Genomic DNA, 19778 nt, shown 5'->3' on the forward strand with positions numbered 1-19778 from the left:
TCGCGGCACCGCGGGCTGGGGTAAACTGGCGGCAAGGGAGCGGGTCCTCGACCCCCTCCCCGCCAGACCCTCAGACCCGCGAACGGAGGCCCGTTCGCCGCAAGCGGAGCACCTCGGCCGATGGCCCGAGCACGGAAGACGCATGCCCGATCGAAGGCCGGAGCCGACGCTCCGGTCGCGGGCGGCGCGTCGGATGCGTCGGGTACGACGGGACTTGCCGACAGCGGGGAGGCGCCGCACCCTGCGCTGATCGCTCTCGTCCGCCTCCTCGCACGCCAGGCCGCGCGGGAAGACGCGCGGGAGGACGTGACTGGGGCGTTGGATACGACCTGCGCCGACCGGCCAGGGGATTAAGGGAGGGAGCACGATGACCGGCAGACTGGTGCAGGCAGGCGCCCCCGGCCTGCGCGCCGTGATCTACGCGCGCTACTCCTCGGAGATGCAGAGCGCGGCCTCGATCCCGGACCAGGTGCGGATCTGCCGCCGGCTCTGCGACGAGCGCGGCTGGGAGGTTGTGGAGGTCTTCGCCGACGAGGCGATGAGCGGCGCCACGCATCTGCGGCCGGACTTCCAGCGCATGCTGCGGGCGGGGGAAGCCCGACGTTTCGATGTCGTCGTGGCCGAGAGTCTCGACCGGCTGTCGCGCGACCAGGAGCACGTGGCGGGCCTCCACAAGCGGATGACCTTCCTCGGCGTGTCGATCGTGACCAAAGCGGAAGGCGCGATCAGCGAGCTTCACGTCGGGCTCGGCGGCACGATGTCAGCGTTGATCCTGCGGCAGCTGGCGGAGAAGACGCGCCGCGGCCTCGAGGGGCGGATCGGGAAGGGCAAGTCGGCGGGCGGGATCAGCTACGGCTACCGCCTCGACCGTCAGCCGCTGCCCGACGGCAGCTTCACCACCGGCGACCGGACCATCGACCCGGAGGAAGCGGCGACGATCCGGCGGATCTTCGAACGCTACGCCGCAGGCGCCAGCGCGCGGACCATCGCGATCGACCTGAACCGCGCGGGCATCCCCGCGCCGCGCTCGGGCGGCAAGGGCTCGGGGCGCTGGAGCTTCTCGACGATCTCGGGCAACTGGAAGCGCGGGACGGGGATCCTGAACAACGAGCTCTACATTGGCCGACTGGTCTGGAACCGTCAACGCTTCGTGAAGGATCCGGCCACGGGGAAGCGCCAGGCCCGGCCGAACCCGGCTTCCGAGTGGATCATCGAAGAGGTGCCGCATCTGCGCATCATCGAGGACGAGCTCTGGAGCCGGGTGAAGCACCGGCAGGGCGCGATCCGCGAGGACATCCTGGCCGCCCGCGAGGACAATCCGGGGGCACCCCATGTCGAACGCGGCACCGGACCGAAGCACCTGCTGTCGGGCCTCGTCGCCTGCGGCTGCTGCGGCGCGAGCTACATCATGATCAGCGACAGCCGATACGGCTGTTCGGCGGCGCGCAACCGCGGGACCTGCTCGAACCGGAAGACGATCCCGCGGATGCTGGTCGAGGAACGCGTGCTGGGTGGCCTGCGCGACCGGCTGATGCATCCGGATCTGGTGGCCGAGTTCATCGCCGAGTTCCAGCGAGCGACGCAGTCCGAACGTCTGGAGGCTCTGGCGGCCCGCGGCGAGGCCGAGCGCAAGCTGGGGAAGGTGCGGCGCGAGATCGACAACATCGTCACCGCGATCGCGAACGGCATGTTCCACCCGAGCATGAAGGCGAAGATGGACGGGCTAGAGGCGGAGCGGGTTGATCTGGAAGCGCGGCTCGCGGAGATCCCGGAACCGGACCCGGTCGCGATCCACCCGGGGCTGTCCGAGATCTACGCCCGGAAGGTCGCGGACCTTGTGGCGGCGCTGAACGACGCGGAGACGAAGCCGGAGGCGGCGGCGATCCTGCGTAGGCTGATCGGGAAGATCGTGCTGACGCCGGATGCGACGGCCGCGAACGGGCATGCGATCGAGCTCTACGGCGAACTGGGGGCGATTTTGTCGTTGTGCGACAATGGGATAGATACAAACACAAAAGCCCGCAGCGTTGCTACGGGCTTGAGGCAAGTGACGTTGGTTGCGGAGGCAGGATTTGAACCTGCGGCCTTCAGGTTATGAGCCCATGGAAGGGCAAAACCGAATAATCAAGAAAACCAGCGACTTACGATGCAAGCCTTTGTTCTGGCGTGATTTTCGTCCTCGCAAACATCAGCGTTCGCACGGATTCACACGCAAGACCGGCACGAAGCCTACAGTCGCAGGTTGATGTGGTGTTGATGTAGCCCTCGCGCCCTCCCCCGCAGATCATCATCGCTGACCGTCTCGTCGGCCTTCATTTGCGATGTTCCAGCAGCCCAAGCTCGACCCACATCCAACCGAAATCGTACTCTGCAATTGGCCCCTTGCCATGCCCGGCGCTGCGGTTCTCCAGCATCTTCAGCCACTCGATCACCTTCGCACGCCCCGCGGCCGTCCGGACAGCCTGACGGGGTGACTTGCCGCGCAGTGCCGGGATCGGCGCGTCCAGCGTTTCGCGGTAGTGCTTGTCGAGGTGATCCCGCATGAGCTGGCGCGCGATCTCTGGCGGGATTTCATCGGCGGCGTCACTTGGCCCATCATGCCGTTGGTCGGCCCGCATCTGCTCAACCGTCCGGATCGTGGTCAACGGTGCCCTCAGCAAATCCCCGGCGGCCGCGCCGATCAACGTCTGGACCTTGGCCGCCCGCTCGGCCGAGTTGACGGTCACGAGCAGCGTCTTGCCCTTCAGTTCCAGCGAGCCCAGCACGGTGGCCCCCTCCATCTGCGTGTCCAGCATGATGCCACCGCCCGCCTTGCCGCCGCGCCCCTTCCGCGCAGCCAGCCAGTTCCAGAACTTCGGCCCCTCGGCCAGGAAGCGCTTCACCCGGTCCAGACGCTCCGCCACTGCTTTCTGCGTCTCGCCGCTGGCAAGCGGGTAGCGCAGATCATGGAACAGCACATCGTCGCCGTCCGAATTGGTGAACTGCGGCTGTGCCGGGCTGAGGGCGCGGTCAATCTCGATGAACAGCCAGGCGGAGGTGAAGATGGGCGCGCAGCCCATCAACTGATCGTGCGAAAGCCGCAGGGCATCTCGCTTCTTCAGCTTCAAGGCATCGCGCAGCCCGGCGAAAAGAAAATCCACCGCCTCGGCCCGGAAGGGCAACAGCGCTCCGGAGATGACATGATGATCGCGTTCGGGGACCACCCGCACGGCGATCCGGTCCCATTGCTTCAGCGTCCGCGTGGCGGATTTCTCGCGCACTGTGACGGGTGCGGCATCCGACAGCAGGTCGCGCAGCACCATCGATGTGCCAGGCTGGACATCGCCGACCTCATACAGGCTGACCGGCGCATCCCGAAGCGCGCTGAAGTAGGCCCGGTTCAGGGCCATTTCCTTCCAGCCGCGCCGCTTCAGATAGAGATCGACGATGTTGCCGTCCTCATAGCGCTGGCCGAGGAAATCCTCGAACCCGCAGCCCCAAAGCACGCCTGACCACTGCTCGCCCAGCAGGTCGGCCAAGCCGTCCTGATCGATCTCGAATTCCTCAAGCGCAGGCATCAGGTGTTCGGCGACCACATCATGTAGCCGTTCCCGCCAGTCACCTTCACGGCTGATGAACGCCAAAAGGTCGGAAATGTCGTTGCGCTCGGTCATCCCTCATCTGCCCTGCGTTGCTGATCCGGTTCGTCTACCAAGCCTAGTTGGCGACAGACCAACGAGCAGCCATCCCCTGCGTCGCCTGTTCAAGCAACCCGGGCAAACGGCCATCGCACGAAAGCCCGAGGAATGTTGCCGCACGCGTTGCCCCAACATACAAATACTTGTCGAACAGATCTGGCTCATTAACCGCTAAGTCGTTCAAGGAGTAGAAAAACGCTGCTTCGAACTCGAGACCCTTGATATGCTCGACGGCGAACACACGGACGTGGCGGTCCAGCCCAAGAACCTGCCCACCGAGGCAGGGCATCACTTCGATATTGGTGTCTTGAAGCGCCTGCCGCAGTTCATCCGCCACGGGAACGACCAAGTCCTCCCTTGGAACAAAGACCGCGATTGATGGCAGATCCGTGTGGATGGAATCAATTTCTACGATGCGCGACGCAATCCAATGACTTTGGTCAGTACCTCCCAACTTGCTGACGTGGACGACGGGCGCGTAGCCCTCGGCGATGCGAGGGCCCTCAATCGTAGTCTCGAAGAGATCGCCACCGGACAACTGTACAATTTGGTTGGCAAAGATCCTCAGCTCTTTCGACTGGCGATAGGCAACTTCGACTCGGTGAAATTCAAGCCCCCGCACTGCCCACTCGAAAGCATCACGGCTAGATACCCCATACCTCGTCAGTCGCTGATTGAAGTCACCACAGGCGAAAAATGATCGGATGCCTGGTGTTGCAAGACAGGCCATCGCGCGCAATTGCAGGGGAGAAAAGTCCGTAGCCTCGTCCACGACTACCTGGTTTCGGAACTCCTTAACTAGTGGTGCTAGAACCTGAAGATTACCTTGTGTGAGATTCGCACGAACCCTCGAGGAGTCTAATAGTTCACTGGCTGCATCAAGGTGCACGGCAACAAGAAGATCAAGTTCATCACCTGTAATCCTTGTCGCTTCCATGGCCTCTGGACGGTACCATCGTGGATCGGCGTTCCTGCGGAAGGCTCGATACCTTTGGGGCAGTCTCGAAAAATAGTTCCGCGTCGTGAGAGAGACCATGCCGACTGCCGAAATGAGGTTGTAGGTGCGTCCCAGCCGCTCCAAGTCAGCTTGCCCGACCGCTTCCGGCCCCAACCATTCTAGGACCGGCTTGTATTTTGAAGTCCTTGAAACAGCGCGTTTGGTCCAAGCTGCAATCGCCATCAATCGAATGGAGGCACGAAGCACCTTGTACATTCGATCCCGGGTCGACGTCGGGGCGACATCTGGCTCGAGACTATCCTCCTCGTCCTCGTCGTCTTCATTTGTCATCGCATCAATCTTGGCGACCAGTTGAGATAGCTCAGTGATGCTCTGCCTGCCCCTCAACCTCGCGATTACCTCAATCCGACGATCAACAGTATCAACAATGTCTGCGCGCGCTTTGGCTGCCCACTCTCGCAGCTCGGGTGCAACTGCATCCACTTCGAGATAGACAGTCAGGACTGCCGCAGTATCGCGAACCCGGTCAGCCAATCTTCGTGCGATGTCGACCAGAACCTCCTCGCCACTTTCTCGAAGAGTGCCAATCGCGGCATCGATTTCTTGGAAGTAGATATTTCTTTGGAAAGTGTCAAAATCGGCATAGAACTCGGGCTGGTTCTCCAAGGCAAATGTTGAAAGATACTGTTCGGTGTCCTCTCTGAGGAAGCCTGACGTGCGCTTTCCTGAGCGCAGTATACCAAGCACTCGAGTTGCCAACCCATTTCGAAAATTCGCCCAAGTCTGGATGCGATCTTGGCTCGCGGGAACGTTGTCACGCGCGAATGCCTCACGCAGGTAATGCTCCAGCAAAGCCGTCGGCGAAAACATGATCCAGCTTGTATGATGATCGTCAGCCAGCTGGTGTTGCGTTACAGCACGCAAATCCTCCTCGCGCTCTTGCGTGAGCGTTAACTTCTGACTCAGCCGCTTGATCAAGGTGGTCGTCTTTCCCGTCCCGGGTGGGCCCTCAAGCATTACCTGCTTGTCGATAGGCAGCCGGAAAATCTCGTCTTGGACCTTGTTCATCACACTCTGATCGCGCAGGCCCACACCGGTCAGGGCTGTACGCTGTGGCGCCAGCCAAGGCAGAGGCTCGTCCAGATCAGCAAATGGATCATCAATTGCCGTCGTACCAAGAAGGGCGGCGCGACCCGCTGCACGAAGCGAAGGAACCGCGACCAAGTCGAAGCGTTCGTGGGTTATCCTATTGTCGACGCCATCCCACTCGCCACCTCGATTGGTTGGATTATACGTCCCCTTCTCAACAACTTCGACCCAATTGCCATCCGGCAACTGGAAACTATCGCCAACATCAAGCGCAGCCAACCTTCCAATAGGCGCTCCCGAGTTGTAGCTCGTTAGAGAAATGCCAGGTGCGGATACCGTAAAGTTCCGTGCAAAATAGTAGGTCTTTTCAGTTCCCGAATCGGAACGAACCTTCACTCGCGCAATCAATGGCTCTCGCGCGAGCTCATGACCAGCTTTTCGTTCAAGCTCTTGGACCTGGCTGAGATTGCGAGCTGCATCGACTCCCGTCAGTGAATTAAAGCTGCTCATGACGGTTCCGGCATCGACAAATCGGCTCGACGCTTTTTCCGCTGCGGCACGGGAAATGGTGTCCATGGCCAAAAGGCACTCCTCTGCAATCTGCTCCACAGCAGGAGTGATCGTATCGACACCAAATTCAGCCTCAACGGTATTCATGCTTTCTCCAGCGCTCCTATAATCCTCTGGCAACCATCGCGCGAACGACCTATCCGTGCAAGCCGTCACAGCGGCCAAAGCCAATCATCCCAAGATGGCTTCTTCTGCCACGGCTCGTCATCGAGCCAGCAGGGAGCGCCCTACCAAGAACGTCGCCGACGACATCCAGAACTTGTCCACAGCTTCGTCTCCCCCACCCCCTTGCTCCGAATCGAGGCCTGCGTCAGGGTGCATCCTTGAGGAGAGCAGCCCTCAACCAAAAGCATAACAGGTCTATCGGAGCACACGTCGCACTGACCGAAGGCGCCTCGGCGCCTTTTGTGTCGTTGCGCCCGATCTCTTGACCCCGTGCCGCCCCGGCACGGGCTGCAGACGGTATGAGTTAGGCCCGTCCTCGGTTCATGTGAGGATGATCTGTCATGGCTCTGCCGCCCCGCGTTTACTACACTCTTCAGGAAGTCACGGCCCGTTGGGGCTGCAACATCGCCGACGTCGCAGGCTGGGCCGCGGCGGGCAAGTTCCATATCATGACCGGCATCGGCCTGGTGCGTTGCGGCGAGCAGATCGGCGCCGGTCGGGTGGTCCTCTCACCGATGGACCTCATGCCGTTGTTCCGCCGCTGCGGGACCGGCCCGACCGAGGGCGTGGTGCGCCGGATCATGGCTGGCGAGAAGGGCCAGTGGCAGATCATCACCGATCCTGTCGGCGGGGTCACAGTGGCGGTCGCGGACATGATGATCATGGCTGATGAGGTGCATGCCTTCGAGGAAGAGAACGACATGGTGCGGCGTGTGCCGACCGGGCCAGGTGCTGCCACGCCCTATGATTGGGAGGGAATGAACATCGCCTTGATTGTGCGGATTCATGATCATGGCCTGCCCGCCACCCAAGCCGAGCTGGTTGCAGAGATGCAGGACTGGTTCGCGGATCGGTCGGACGGCAAGAAGATGCCCGACAGCCGTTCGATCCGGCGACGGATCACGCCGATATGGAGGGCGCTGCGACGGGAGGAAGCGTGATGACGTGGGTCCGCGCTGGCCCGGATCAGGCGGTCTTCCGGCCGCCCTGATCATCGGCGTCGTGGACCAGCCTGGGCTTTGGCCGGAAGGCGCTGGCTACCGCGTCCACCCCGGCGCGCAGGGGCGAGTCCATCAGGTGGGCATAGCGTAGGGTGGTCTGCATCTGGCTGTGCCCCAGAAGCTTGCCGATCATTTCCAGCGAGGCGCCGCCGCTGACCAACAGGGACGCAAAGGTGTGGCGCAGGTCGTGGATCCGGACGTCTTGCAGCCCACATTGCTTCTGGACCTGTGCCCAGAAACGGCGGACCTCCTGCACTGGCTGGCCGGGCGTGTCGCCGGGGAAGAGCCACGGCGATCCCTTCGGCACTAGCAGCTGGCGCTGGCGCACAATGGCGGCCGTCTCGTCCGAGATCGGCACGCGGTGCGCACGGCGCTGTTTCGTTATGGTGGGCGGCTTCGACCAGCTCATATGCTCGAGGTTGAACTGCTCGAACCGCGCCTGCCGCACCTCGCCCAACCGAGCTCCGGTCAGCATGCACATGCGGATGATGTCGGCCGCGCGCCGATCTTCTGCTGCATCCAGCGCGGCGGCGAGGCTGGCGATTTCCTCCTTCGACAGGAAGCGTTCGCGCGGCGTCTCGGTGCGGCGATGGAAGCGCTGGGCGGGGTTGTCCTCGCACCAGCCCCACTGGACCGCCAGCGTGAACATCTTGCGCAGCACCTCGCCGATCCGGTTGGCACGCACCGGCGTGGGCTTCGCGCCCTGCAGCTTGCGCGCTCGGTTGTTGGGCTTTTCCTTGTGGGGCCGCGCCCTGCCCTCGGCGATCCTGGTCAGCAGCTTGTCGACGTCGGTCGGGGTGATTTCCGTGACCAGCTTCCGGCCCCAGACCGGTTCCACCATCTTGGCCAGCGCCGACCGCTGGTCGGCCGCGCTTCGCGCCGACAGTTTCGGCAGATGCTCGGCGCAATAGCGTTCGATCAGGTCGGTCACGCGCGGGGCTTCGCGCTTCGCCTCGCGCTGGCCCAAGGGATCGGCCCCGGCGTCGATCTCGCGCCGCAACTCCTTGGCCCGCTCCCGGGCCGCCGACACCGACCATTCCGGCCAGCGCCCGAAGGTCATCCGGCGCTGCCGCCCCGCGTGGCGGTAATCCAGCGTGAAGGCCCGCCCGCCACCGCGGTAAATGCAGGCGGCAAAGCCTCGAACGTCGGTGTCGAAGATCTGGTAGTCCCGCCCCGGCACCGGCTCGGCGTCGCGCAGCACTTTCTCGGTCAGCTTGATGCGTTCGGGCATGGCTTCGGTCCTTCTTGCATCCGACATGAGGCGTGGTTTCGCCTGACTATCAAGGCAAGCATGGCGCCCCGGGTGGCGGGGAGGCGGAGGGTGGCAGGAAGGACGCCAGAACCGCGCCACCCCTTGTTTTCATGGGATTTCGGCGCTGGGCGGATCGATGCGCGACTGGTGCCGACCCGCACAATGGGACGTCTGAGGCGGCAGGCGCGGTCATCACGCCGCAAATCAGGCCTTTGAAGAGCCGCGCAGCGACAAATCCTCAAGGAATTCAATGGGTGGCACGGGTGCCGTGTCGGTTGCCACCCCCTCTTTGCCCTCCAATCCAGGTCAAAGCCGGTCAATCTGGCTGTTTGCTGGTGTTTGCGGCCTTGGCGTCCGTTTCGCCCATTTGGCAGGAGCGGCCGCAATCTTCTTCCGCCACCCCACCACCATCGGAAACCCCAACAAAACAAGGGGTGGCACAAAGGCGGCATCCTTTCCGCCACCCTTCGCCTCGCCGCCACCCCTCGGGCTCTGCGCTCACTGGTCCCTGCAAGACGTCCCCGATCTTCGGGGCCAGGAGCAGGAGACCCCGATGCCGCATCTCGGATCGATGCCAGACCCGAAGGACAAACCCCGCAGCCTGCTGGTCGGCTGGATCAGCCGTCTCGACCTCGCGCTGGAACTCGGCCTTTCGGTCGACACCCTGCGCCGCTGGGAGGCGATGCGGACGGGGCCGCCCTGCGTCCGTGCCGGGCGCAAGGTCTATTACCGCCGCGCCGCCGTCGAGGAATGGCTGGAGGAGCAGGAGCAGGCCTCACCGCGCTGCCGTCGTGCCGGAGGGCGCCGGTGATGACCATCCACCCTCGCAGTTCCACTTGGCCCGCTGACCGCGTGGCCGAGGCCCGCGCCGTGATCGCCGATGTCGCGCATCACAGCGATCTCCTGATCCGGCTCGCCTGCAACGTGCTTGCCCAGCATGGCGAGACCCCTGGCGAGCGTGCTGATGCCCAGCGCCTGCTGGTCGTCATCGATGCGCGGCGGCCGGTACGACGTGCCCAGCGCGAAGACCAGGGGAGGGCCGCGCGATGATGCGCCGTGGCACCCCCGAAGCCGATCTGCAGCGCGCCGTCGTGCAGGCGCTGCGCATCGCCCTTCCCCGCTCGGCCATCATCCACCACTGCGCCAACGAGGTGACCGAGGCCGGACCCCGTGGGGCCAAGCGCCAGGCGATCCTGGTCGGCATGGGCGTCCATGCCGGGTTCACCGATCTGATGGTCCTGTGTGAGGGCCGCGTCCTGTTCCTCGAACTGAAGGCACCGACGGGGCGGCTGCGGCCGGAGCAGGAGGCGTTCCGCGACGCCGTGCAGGCGCAGGGGTTCGGCTGGGCGCTGGTCCGCAGCCTCGACGACGCGCTGGGCGCGCTGGCGGACCATGGGTTCACCACGCGCATCGCCCCTGCCACTCGGAGGCCCGCGCCATGAGCCACGAGGCCACCAACTGGGCCATCAAGCAGCGCGGGCTGAAGCCCACGACCAAGATCGTGCTCTGGCACCTCTGCGACCGCTTCAACCCGGACTACGGCTGCTTCCCCTCGCAGGGCCGCCTGGCGCACGACTGCGAGATCAGCCGGTCCACGCTGAACGATCACCTTGGCCAGCTGGAGGCGGTAGGCTTGCTGCGGCGGGTGCCGCGGCTGGACCCTGTGACCAAGCGCCAGCTGCCGACCCGCTACATCCTGGGGTTCGAGCCGGGCTTCACACCCGTGGCTGTGGTGCCGTGTCCGGAAATCGGACACGGAGGACCGACCGATGCGGAAATCGCCGACATGGCAGAGGGTTTGCCCCCGGAAGCCGCGGCCGATGCCTTGCCGTGTCCGGAATTCGGACACGGGGTTGGTGCGGAAGCCGTGTCCGATTTTCCGGCCGAGCCGTGTCCGGAAAATGCCAAAAGCCGTGTCCGGATTTCGGACACTAACCCTGTAAGGGAACCTCTAAGTAAACCAGTAAAGGAGGAGGAGGGCGCGCAAGCGCGCGAGGCGATTTCCGATGAGGTTTTCGGAGACCTGCTGGACGCGCTGGGCCTCGACCCCGACGCCCTGCCCGGCTGGTGGCAAGGCTGGCCGCCCCGGCTGCACGTCCAGCGCTGGCGCGACGAGCTGGGGCTGACCGAGGCCGAGATCATCGCCACGGCTGAGGCCAGCCGCCAGGAACATCCCGAACCGCCGGAAGCGCCGGAAGCCCAAGGCGGCCCCCGCCCCGGCCGCGAAGCCGATCACCAACCTGCCAGCCTTCCACGCCGATCTGGTCAATTCCGACCGCTACCTGCCGGTCAGCGCGATCAGCAACACGATGCGCGATGCCATGCTGGCCCGGGGGCTGGTGACACCCGCACGCCTGCGCGAGCGCGGGGTGCGGTGAATGGCATGGTGTCACGTCCCCGGCACGGATTGTCCCTCTGCGCAGGCGGCGGAGGCCTTGATCTGGGCCTCATGCTCGCCGAGCCCGGCTATCACACGCGCGCCTTCGTCGAATGGGAGGACTGGCCAAGGGCAGTCCTCGTCGCCGCCCAGCGCGCAGGCTACTTCGCCCCGGCCCCGATCTGGACCGACCTGCGCAGTTTCGACGCCCTGCCCTTCCGTGGCGCCTTCGATGCCATCCTCGCAGGCTATCCCTGCCAGCCCTTCAGTGCGGCTGGCAAGCGCGGCGGGGCCGACGATCCCCGTCATCTCTGGCCCGACGTCGCCCGCGTCATCGGCGAATGCAGCCCGGAATGGGTCTTCCTCGAAAACGTCGCCGGTCACGTCACCCTCGGCCTCGAGACCGTCCTGCGAGAGCTTTGGGGATTGGGCTACACGCCTGCGGCGGGCCTGTTCTCGGCGGCAGAGGTCGGCGCGTCGCACGAGCGGCTGCGGATCTTCATCCTGGCCCACACCGATGAGCCTGCACCCCGGCACCGGCAGCTACAACCCGGCCGGGAACAGCGACTTCACCCGGAAGGCGGAAGCACTGGCGCTGGGCATCGCGAAAGCCCTGCCGAACCACTGGCCGACACCGGCGGCGCAGAACTGGAAGGGCAGCAGCGAGGCGAGCATCACCCGCACCGACGGCAAGTCCCGGATGGACCTGCTGCACTACCGGGCGGAACAGGGCTTCACCCGCCCGGCCCCGGCTATCTCGCCGGATGGGCCGCGGTCCTCGCCACACGCCCCGATCTCGCGCCCGCTCTGGGCTTCGATGATTGCCTCGCATGGGCGCGTCGCGTGTCGGCGGATCCTGAAGGGCCGATCACGGCGGCGGCTGAACCCGCTCTTCGTCGGATGGCTGATGGGCTGGCCCATCGGGCACGCGCTCTGCGCCTGCTCGGCAACGGAGTTCACCCTCTGGCAGCGGCACATGCGTGGCGCGCTCTCGCGGCTGCCCATGGCCTCGGGCCCGTGGATCTGGCGGCCGACGGATGCGGCCCAGCGCCCGGCGCAGATGGATTTCCTTGAAGGATTGCAGACATGAGTTTCCACGGCCGCGTCAACGGCACCAGGATCAAACGGGCGCTGGGCGTGCAGGCGGCGCTGGAATGGGCGTTCCGGGTGGAACAAGCGCAGCTGGACCTGCCGCTGCCACCGGACGTCACCGAGGAAGGCTTCGGCTTCGCCTCGAATACGTTCTCCTCCAGCGTGCCGTGCTGGGCTGCAAGATTGACGGCGGCCAGTACAAGATCGGCGGCTACACCCACGAGGACGCCGAGGTGATCGCCGCCACCGTCGCCGGGATCCCCGACAGCCTCGGTGGCAAGCGCATGGCGATCCGCGTCGCCGAACTGGCCCGCGCTGGGCTGACACCGGACTGGATGCCCGGTGCCGTCCCGCGCTGCGTGCCAAGCATCGTCAAGCAGAACCAGCATGGCACACATGTGGGCACCATCGTCGTCGGCACCGAGCGCGTCCGCGTGCGCGGCCCGGGCGCGCGCGCCACTTGGAAAACCATCGACATCCTCGCCTGCCCGGTCACTTTCGCCCCCCATCCCCATCAGATCGAGGCCGCTCGGCGCGGCTATGACGACTGGTGGCAGGCGCTGGGCTGGGTCCGGGAGGGGCTGATCGCGGGTGGGATGCTGAGGGAGGTCGAGGTGACAGGGGCGATGCCGAAGGCGCGGCCTTGGCTGCGTTCCCAGCCCGAACCAGTGTCACCGCCTATGCAAACTTGATGAAGAGTTCCTCCTCCATCCCCAATTCAGACAGGGCCAGCTTCATTCTTTCAAACTTGTTGGTGGAGTCGATATTGCCCTCGACGAAGTACCCCTCCGCCACCCGAACGGCCTGCCGCAACGTATCAGGCTCGGACGTCAGTTGTATCCGTTCACCAAGCTTGGTGCCTTGAAACGCCTCGGGCTGAAGCACCAGAAGCTGTTCCAGCACCTCGACATACAGCTTGGCGACTTGCGTCACGTTCAAGCGGGCACCGAGGAAGACCGCATACTCCAGGCGCTTGAACCGGGGCTCTTCCGCATCGAAAATGTTGATTTCGTCTCCGTTCGTCTCTGCGACGACCTCGATGGCCGGCGCAGGCCAGACCTCCAGAAAGCGCTTTGCAATACGATCCGCCCTCGCTTCGACCTGCTTGACGCCCCATCCGTCGAGGGCCTGAAGGTCGCGGTTGAGCCAAAGGCGACTGAACCGGTATCCCTGCTCGCCACCGTCTTCGTTCATGTCCCGCTTATCGACGAAGAGTTTGTTCCCCAATCGACCGTTGTTCCCAGACAGCGTGAGGTTTCCAATCGTGTTGAGGTACTTCTCGCCGAGCAAGGCGTACTCTTCGGCGGCCAAAGCACTTCGCCATGCAGGCTCTGGGTTCTGGGGGAAGATATGCTCGACGGTGATGCCAGGAACCGTGACGTCCACCAGTTCCCTGTTGTTGTGGTTTTCCAAGCGGTCGAAGAAATATGTCCTCGTCCGGCTTTTCGTGCTGTAGATGTCCTTTTCCCGCAACATTGCGATCACCTCGGCGTCCCGCGGGAAGCGCTGGCTGCCGCTGCGTTGCATCAAGGAACGTTCGATCGATACCAAATACTCTGCGGGGTCCACCCGGTCGTACAAACTCATGAAAATCTTGTTCAAGGCATTTGTCGGCAGGCTTAGGATAAACCGGCGCCAGACGTAGCTCTGCACCAGCCGCAGGACGGCTGCGAACACGTCGCGGGAGATGATCCCGGCGGTGAAATCCCGATAGACCGGCATCAGAAACGGGAAGGCCACGTTAACCTCCAACGTCCGGATGTAGCCCAGCTCGCGTCGGATCTCTGGGTCGCATTCAAGGTCAGGGTTCAGCAGGCGCGCGTAGACATGGGAGAATTCGCGCAACTCTTCGAGGGCATCCATAAGGTCGGCCGAGTTCGGCACTGGGTAACGCTCCTTGAACTTGGCATAGACCGCCCCCTTGTTCGGAATATCCTTCTGCTTCAGCGTCAGAAAATCACGGATGAAATCCGACACTCGGCTCTCGTTAACCTCTCGGTTCCTTGCGTTTGCTTCGATAGGCTCCCAGAACTTCCGGAAAACCTGCTCCTGCTCCTTCCGGGGCAATCCCATTAGAATGTAATTTCTGATAAGATCAGCTTGCGACAGCTCAAGACCCGTCGAATTCAGGCTTTCGAAGATGCGCTGCGGATTATCCTTCTGCCTATCAAGTGCGATGTCGACGAAGATCAGTTTCGACACGCCGCGGAGAACGACGTCGAAATTGGCATCCGTTATGCGCGCTTGGAAGAAACGAAAGTTTTCGATAAGCCGAGAAAATCCTGTCGCTTTAACGGCCTCCTTAGGGTCCATGATCTGGGCCAAGGCGACTTTGTTATTATCTGTGGGCTTCAGCTTCAGCTTCTCAGTGTCGTCAGCGAACTCATTGATCAGATAGGTTTTGTAGATGCGCTGGGCTTGCTGGTCCTTCCCCGTCGCCGTCGCGTGCCGATAGAGCGCGATGAAAATCAGGGTCAGGGTGGTAAGGCGCTGCTGCCCATCGATGATCGTAAGCTCACGAAGGCCCGAGGCCGTGTAGACGTCGTCATGAACGTAGACGATGCTGCCGATGAAGTGCCCCGACTGACTGTCATCCGCGCCGATCGCCAGAATGTCGTTGAACAGCTGCTGGCACTGGACCCGGGTCCAGTCGTAGTTCCGCTGGTAGACGGGTATGGCGAAAGCTGTCTCGCTGCTGGCCAAGAATCGGTCGACGCGGGTTTCGGCAGCTTTCATGCATAGTCTCCAAGTTGTTCGTCTTTTCGGGAACCTACGTGATCGGCTGTGGTGAGTCATCAGCCAAGGCGTCGATAGGATCGCCCAGCGCCGACGGAGGCTGCGACCATGTGCTTCCACCGACCTCGCATGCTCCAACAAGTCATGGCCTAGGCCCGAGGAGCAACCCAAGTAGGGCCTTGTCGACCCCTGCCCGGTTCTGGTCTACAAAGACAGGCGCTCGATCTGGCCTCCGGCCGTCAAATCGGCGCTTAATTCATGCCGTTACATCAAGAAGTAGAAACGAAACACGCCCATGCAGAACCTGATCAACGACCTCGAAGCACTTCTGCAACAGGATCAGTCACTCATCTCGGACGGACATATCCTGAAAAACGCTGTGATCGAGCGAGCTGCAAAGATGGATGCGGGGCTGTTGCGGTTGCTTATGCAGTCCGAAACAATCCGGAAGCATTTCTTCGTCGAGGTCGAAGGCACCCTGATTTTTGACAAGGCGCGGTTCCAGGACTTCGTGTCAAACAAGGCATTTCTGCCTGACAGCTATACCGCGTTCAAGAACCGGATCGGGCTGACCGATGCTCGAGGTTATCTCAAGGAATCCCGTGATGTGGTTCTGGCTTGGCCCTACAAGGACTGTGTCCTAGAGGGCGGACAGGCCAAAGAAGACAAGGCGCGACAGGAGGTTTTTTGGAATACCACGTTGGCGCCCGACGACATCAGCCGCCTGTATGAACCCAAAGTACTGACCGGATTTGAACGCTGGGACGCCGAAGCCGTCGCCGCGGGTGTAGCGAAGCCGGTGGGCCGAATCGCGGACGACGACAACCTGCTCATCAAGGGCAACAACCTGCTGGCCCTTCACAGCCTTAAAGCGCGCTATGCGGGCGCGGTGAAACTGATCTACATCGATCCGCCCTATAACACAGGGAGTGACGGGTTCCGGTATAATGATCGGTTCAACCATGCGGCTTGGCTGACCTTTATGCGCAATCGACTAGAGGTTGCGAAAGACCTGCTTCGCCGAGATGGCGCTATCTTTGTCACCCTTGACGACACCGAAGTTCACTACTGCAAGGTAATGATGGACGAGGTTTTCGGTCGGGAGAATTTCGTTTCTCACATTGCTTGGCAGAAACGGACGTCGCCTGATGATCGGGTCATACTTGGCAATTCTCACGACAACATATTGGTATTTGCGCGCAAGCAGGGCTCAACGAAGCGCTCCAATGGTACAGTAAAAACACTGTTCGAGGAGACTGCTAATCGCCTGCCAATGACCGATAAGCAGAGGGCTGAGTATAAGAATCCCGATAATGACCCTAAAGGCGATTGGGTCCATCGCGACTTCACTGCCCAGAACAAGAAGAAGGATGGAAAAGCGGGCAGAGAGAACCAACTCTATTGGATAACTTCTCCGTCAGGTGATCGGTTCTATCCACCTGACGGTTACTGCTGGAAAACGACCGAAGATGAATTCAAGACATTGATGGCCGAGGGTCGCATTTGGTTTGGAAAGTTTGGCTCCAACCAGCCGCGGCGAAAGAAATATCTAAAGGAGGAGACTGGAATTCAATCCTCGACGTGGTGGCCCCATCAAGACGGAGGCACAAACGAGATTGCAAAGAAGGAGTTGAATGCTCTTGTTGGTGCAGATGCAGCATCAGATTTTACGCCTAAGCCAGAACGACTGATCTCTCGTATCGTTCAGATCGCCACCAACCCTGGCGACCTCGTTTTGGATTTCTTTGCAGGATCCGGCACAACCGCCGCCGTCGCACAGAAGATGGGCCGCCGCTGGATTGCAGTCGAACAGATGGACTACATCCATGATCTGACGGCTCTGCGACTGAAGAAGGTGATCGATGGTGAACAGGGCGGGATCTCGGCCACGGCAAACTGGAAGGGCGGCGGCAGCTTCGTCTATGCCGAGCTTGCCCGGTGGAACGCGAGGCTGGCCGACGACATTCGCGATGCCACAGATGCCAGCGCCCTTGCCGCCCTGCGAGACCGTCTGCAGACCGAAGGCTATGTGCGACCAGGCGTAGAACTGGATGGACTGGCGGACGCAGCCTTCGATGCCTTGCCGCTAGATGATCAGAAGCGCGTTCTGATCGACAGCCTCGACGCCAACCACCTCTATGTCAATTATGGCGACATCGCCGACGAAGCCTATGGCATCTCTGACGAGGACATGCGGGTCAACCGGGCCTTCTACGGGGACAAGGCGTGACGCAGTCCCTCGCCCAGGAATTCGACGCGCTTGCCAAGTATGGTGCCCTGACGGCCCAGATCCCGACATGCATTTCCGAAAACCTTGCCGCGTCCATTAAGCTGCGCCCCTATCAGGAACGTGCCTTGGAACGGTTTGTCTTCTACATGGAGAAGTATCAAAACCGCCCGAACCCCGCTCAGCTTCTGTTCCACATGGCCACCGGCAGCGGCAAAACGGTGCTGATGGCAGCGCTGATCCTGTATCTTTACTCCAAGGGGCAGCGGAACTTCCTGTTCTTCGTCAACTCGTCGCAGATCATCGAAAAGACCAAGGACAACTTCCTGAACCCGGCCTCCAGCAAGTACCTGTTCGCTCCCCAGGTCCGGATTGATGACGCGCTGGTGGATATCCGAGCCGTTGACAATTTCGACGAGGCGGTGGACGGCTCGATCAACATCCATTTCACCACGATCCAGGGGCTACACAGCCGGTTGCTGAACCCCCGCGAGAACGCCGTGACCTATGAGGATTTCGAGGCGCGGCAGATCGTTCTGATCTCGGACGAGGCGCACCATCTGAACGCCGAGACCAAAGCGAAGCTAGGCAAAGAAGAGGAAGAAGAGAAGGCCAGCTGGGAAAGCACGGTCTCCCGCATCTGGAGCGCGAACCCGGACAACCTGCTGCTGGAATTCACAGCGACTGTGGACCTGTCGCACCCGGCAATCCGGGCCAAGTACCACGACAAGATCCTATTCGATTACGCCCTGCGGCAATTCCGCGAGGACGGGTATTCGAAAGACATCGAACTGCGGCAGGCCGATCTGCCCGCGCGTGACCGGATGTTGCAGGCTGTCGTGGTCAGTCAGTTTCGGCGCAAGCTGGCTGCGGCGCACGGGGTGGACTGCAAGCCCGTGATCCTGATGAAATCGAAGACCATCGCGGAATCGAACGCGAATGAGACGCTCTTCCACTCGATGATCAAGGGGCTGGACGGAGACGCCCTCCTCGCGCTCAGGGCCGCCAGCCGTGGCGACGAAACCCTTACTCGCGCATTTGGCTTCATCTTTGACGAACGAGGCGTCAACGCACCGGACCTGGCAGCAGAGATCAAGTTGGATTTCGACCCGGCGAAGGTCGAGAACGTGAACAGCCCGACTGACCTGCAAGCCCGCCAGATCGCCCTGAACACGCTGGAAGATCGCGACAACGAGCTGAGGGTTATCTTCGCGGTGGACAAGCTGAACGAAGGTTGGGACGTGCTTAACCTGTTCGACATCGTCCGCCTCTATGACACCCGGGACGGCCGCGAGAATAAGGTTGGCAAGACCACCATGCAGGAGGCGCAACTGATAGGGCGTGGCGCGCGGTACTTTCCGTTTACCGCTGCTGACCAGCCAGACGCGCCACGCGCCATGCGCAAGTATGATCGTCAGGCCGATCATCCTCTCCGGCTGCTGGAACAACTGCATTATCACTGTTCGCACAACCCGAAATACATTCAGGATATCCGCAACGCCCTACGCGAAACTGGGATGCTGGACGATACCGCGCGGACTGTCACCTTGCGGGTCAAGGACAGCTTCAAGCAGACCGATCTCTATCAGAATGGCCATATCTGGCTGAATGATCGCATCAAGAATCCACGCGATGCGGTGCAAGGGTTGGATGACTATCTGGCTGGCCGCGAGTTCACCTTCCCACGACTGATGACTGGGCAGGTAATCGAAGCGACAGCCTTCGGCGAGGCTCGCCCTCGTCAGGCATCGCTTGGGCAGGAGCCGGTCACTGAAACATGGTCCCTATCTGACCTGGGTCAGCCGATCCTGCGCTTCGCACTCGACACCAACCCATTCTTCCAGTTTGGCCGCCTTCGGGAATACTTTCCGCAGTTGAGCGGGATGACCCAGTTCATGTCGTCTGACCGCTTCCTTGGTGGGGTTAAGGTCAAGGTAACCGGGCTGCCCGAAGACCTTCGGAACCTGTCATCAAGATCGAAGGTAGAAATCGCGCAGTTTGTACTTCACGGCGTCGAAACAGGCATTCGGCAGGACAGCGTCGACTACATAGGCACGAAGGATTTTGTGCCTCACGCTCTGAAGAGCATCCTAGCAGACAAAACGCTGAAAGTCAGCGTTCAGGGCGAGACTGGCCTTGCATGGTCAGAGAGCAAGATACCGGGCCTGAGCCTGATCGACCTTAGCGCCAAAGACTGGCACATATATGATGACAGCTATGGGACTGATCAGGAGAAGCATTTCGTTCGCTTCCTCCATGACAACGAGGCGACGCTGAGGGCTGCATACCAGGATTTTCACCTAATGCGGAACGAAAAGCTGTTCCAGCTCTTCGATTTCAAGGAGGGACGCGCCTTTGAGCCTGACTTCGTGCTGTTCCTACGCCGCGCCGACAACGGGCAAACTTCTATAATGCAGATTTTCATCGAACCAAAAGGCGAGCACCTCCGCCAGCAAGACCAATGGAAGGAGGATTTCCTAAAGCAAATCAAACAAGTCGCGCGTCTCGAAACCGTCTTTCAAGGCCGCGACTATACCGTCTACGGACTGCCGTTCTTCAACGAATCTGCGCCAATGCGCAAGCCATTTGAAACTGCCTTCGAGCAGCTCCGAAAGGAGTAAATGTCAGCTTTCC

The 19778-nt window shown here is 61.8% G+C and carries 12 protein-coding genes and 2 pseudogenes; 10 read left to right on the plus strand and 4 right to left on the minus strand.

Annotated elements, in window-relative coordinates; translation table 11 throughout:
• Positions 1 to 367: 367 nt before the first annotated feature.
• Positions 368 to 2098 carry a recombinase family protein gene (locus ACTVZP_RS19265; protein WP_443213793.1) on the plus strand — a complete coding sequence of 577 codons (1731 nt, stop codon included), beginning with the start codon at positions 368 to 370 and terminating at the stop codon, positions 2096 to 2098.
• 214 nt (positions 2099 to 2312) lie between these two features.
• Here the strand turns inward: ACTVZP_RS19265 and ACTVZP_RS19270 are convergent, their stop codons facing one another.
• Both ACTVZP_RS19270 and ACTVZP_RS19275 read right to left on the minus strand, forming a co-directional pair.
• Positions 2313 to 3653, minus strand: a complete 1341-nt coding sequence (locus ACTVZP_RS19270; protein WP_443213794.1) for a hypothetical protein — start codon at positions 3651 to 3653, stop codon at positions 2313 to 2315.
• 43 nt (positions 3654 to 3696) lie between these two features.
• Positions 3697 to 6381: a hypothetical protein gene (locus ACTVZP_RS19275; protein ID WP_443213795.1), complete on the minus strand. Its 2685-nt coding sequence runs from the start codon at positions 6379 to 6381 to the stop codon at positions 3697 to 3699.
• 419 nt (positions 6382 to 6800) lie between these two features.
• Between ACTVZP_RS19275 and ACTVZP_RS19280 the strand changes: the two genes are divergently transcribed.
• Complete coding sequence (locus ACTVZP_RS19280; protein ID WP_443213796.1) at positions 6801 to 7400, plus strand: hypothetical protein; 600 nt, start codon at positions 6801 to 6803, stop codon at positions 7398 to 7400.
• Between the two features lie 25 nt (positions 7401 to 7425).
• On the opposite strand, the gene ACTVZP_RS19285 is transcribed toward ACTVZP_RS19280, so the two are convergent.
• Positions 7426 to 8691, minus strand: a complete 1266-nt coding sequence (locus ACTVZP_RS19285; protein ID WP_443213797.1) for a tyrosine-type recombinase/integrase — start codon at positions 8689 to 8691, stop codon at positions 7426 to 7428.
• Positions 8692 to 9265: 574 nt separating this feature from the next.
• Here ACTVZP_RS19285 and ACTVZP_RS19290 point away from each other — a divergent pair.
• The 6 genes and pseudogenes from ACTVZP_RS19290 (at position 9266) to ACTVZP_RS19315 (ending at position 12873) form a co-directional block, all read left to right on the plus strand.
• Positions 9266 to 9523, plus strand: a complete 258-nt coding sequence (locus ACTVZP_RS19290) for a helix-turn-helix transcriptional regulator (protein WP_443213798.1) — start codon at positions 9266 to 9268, stop codon at positions 9521 to 9523.
• Positions 9523 to 9762, plus strand: a complete 240-nt coding sequence (locus tag ACTVZP_RS19295; protein WP_443213799.1) for a hypothetical protein — start codon at positions 9523 to 9525, stop codon at positions 9760 to 9762. The genes ACTVZP_RS19290 and ACTVZP_RS19295 overlap by 1 nt, the downstream gene beginning before the upstream one ends.
• Positions 9759 to 10154 (plus strand): VRR-NUC domain-containing protein, encoded by a 396-nt coding sequence (locus ACTVZP_RS19300; protein ID WP_443213800.1) that lies wholly within the window; start codon positions 9759 to 9761, stop codon positions 10152 to 10154. The genes ACTVZP_RS19295 and ACTVZP_RS19300 overlap by 4 nt, the downstream gene beginning before the upstream one ends.
• Positions 10151 to 11557 (plus strand): annotated as a pseudogene (locus ACTVZP_RS19305) (DNA cytosine methyltransferase); the annotation flags it as partial. The gene ACTVZP_RS19300 and the pseudogene ACTVZP_RS19305, both read left to right, overlap by 4 nt.
• Before the next feature lie 49 nt (positions 11558 to 11606).
• Positions 11607 to 12179 (plus strand): DNA methyltransferase, encoded by a 573-nt coding sequence (locus ACTVZP_RS19310; RefSeq protein ID WP_443213827.1) that lies wholly within the window; start codon positions 11607 to 11609, stop codon positions 12177 to 12179.
• Positions 12176 to 12873 (plus strand): annotated as a pseudogene (locus tag ACTVZP_RS19315) (hypothetical protein). The gene ACTVZP_RS19310 and the pseudogene ACTVZP_RS19315 overlap by 4 nt, the downstream one beginning before the upstream one ends.
• On the opposite strand, the gene ACTVZP_RS19320 reads toward ACTVZP_RS19315, so the two are convergent.
• The gene (locus ACTVZP_RS19320) at positions 12860 to 14917 is read right to left on the minus strand and encodes a DUF262 domain-containing protein (protein ID WP_443213801.1); all 2058 of its coding nucleotides are present in this window, start codon (positions 14915 to 14917) and stop codon (positions 12860 to 12862) included. The pseudogene ACTVZP_RS19315 and the gene ACTVZP_RS19320 sit on opposite strands and share 14 nt — an antisense overlap.
• A 295-nt stretch (positions 14918 to 15212) precedes the next feature.
• Here ACTVZP_RS19320 and ACTVZP_RS19325 point away from each other — a divergent pair, with 295 nt between their 5' ends.
• Together ACTVZP_RS19325 and ACTVZP_RS19330 are read left to right on the plus strand one after the other, a co-directional pair.
• Positions 15213 to 17147: a DNA methyltransferase gene (locus ACTVZP_RS19325; protein WP_443213802.1), complete on the plus strand. Its 1935-nt coding sequence runs from the start codon at positions 15213 to 15215 to the stop codon at positions 17145 to 17147.
• Positions 17144 to 19765, plus strand: coding sequence for a DEAD/DEAH box helicase family protein (locus ACTVZP_RS19330; RefSeq protein WP_443213803.1), 2622 nt, complete (start codon positions 17144 to 17146; stop codon positions 19763 to 19765). The genes ACTVZP_RS19325 and ACTVZP_RS19330 overlap by 4 nt, the downstream gene beginning before the upstream one ends.
• Positions 19766 to 19778: the final 13 nt, after the last annotated feature.

The organism is Rhodobacter sp. NSM (genome assembly GCF_052244495.1).
In the GTDB taxonomy this organism is placed as follows: Bacteria; Pseudomonadota; Alphaproteobacteria; order Rhodobacterales; family Rhodobacteraceae; genus Cereibacter_A.

Bases quoted from the DNA above. Each gene is read 5' to 3' on its own strand.
- ACTVZP_RS19265 (WP_443213793.1), top strand. From the start codon at position 368: ATGACCGGCAGACTGGTGCAGGCAGGCGCCCCCGGCCTGCGCGCCGTG.
- ACTVZP_RS19270 (WP_443213794.1), bottom strand. From the start codon at position 3,653: ATGACCGAGCGCAACGACATTTCCGACCTTTTGGCGTTCATCAGCCGT.
- ACTVZP_RS19275 (WP_443213795.1), bottom strand. From the start codon at position 6,381: ATGAATACCGTTGAGGCTGAATTTGGTGTCGATACGATCACTCCTGCT.
- ACTVZP_RS19280 (WP_443213796.1), top strand. From the start codon at position 6,801: ATGGCTCTGCCGCCCCGCGTTTACTACACTCTTCAGGAAGTCACGGCC.
- ACTVZP_RS19285 (WP_443213797.1), bottom strand. From the start codon at position 8,691: ATGCCCGAACGCATCAAGCTGACCGAGAAAGTGCTGCGCGACGCCGAG.
- ACTVZP_RS19290 (WP_443213798.1), top strand. From the start codon at position 9,266: ATGCCGCATCTCGGATCGATGCCAGACCCGAAGGACAAACCCCGCAGC.
- ACTVZP_RS19295 (WP_443213799.1), top strand. From the start codon at position 9,523: ATGACCATCCACCCTCGCAGTTCCACTTGGCCCGCTGACCGCGTGGCC.
- ACTVZP_RS19300 (WP_443213800.1), top strand. From the start codon at position 9,759: ATGATGCGCCGTGGCACCCCCGAAGCCGATCTGCAGCGCGCCGTCGTG.
- ACTVZP_RS19310 (WP_443213827.1), top strand. From the start codon at position 11,607: ATGAGCCTGCACCCCGGCACCGGCAGCTACAACCCGGCCGGGAACAGC.
- ACTVZP_RS19320 (WP_443213801.1), bottom strand. From the start codon at position 14,917: ATGAAAGCTGCCGAAACCCGCGTCGACCGATTCTTGGCCAGCAGCGAG.
- ACTVZP_RS19325 (WP_443213802.1), top strand. From the start codon at position 15,213: ATGCAGAACCTGATCAACGACCTCGAAGCACTTCTGCAACAGGATCAG.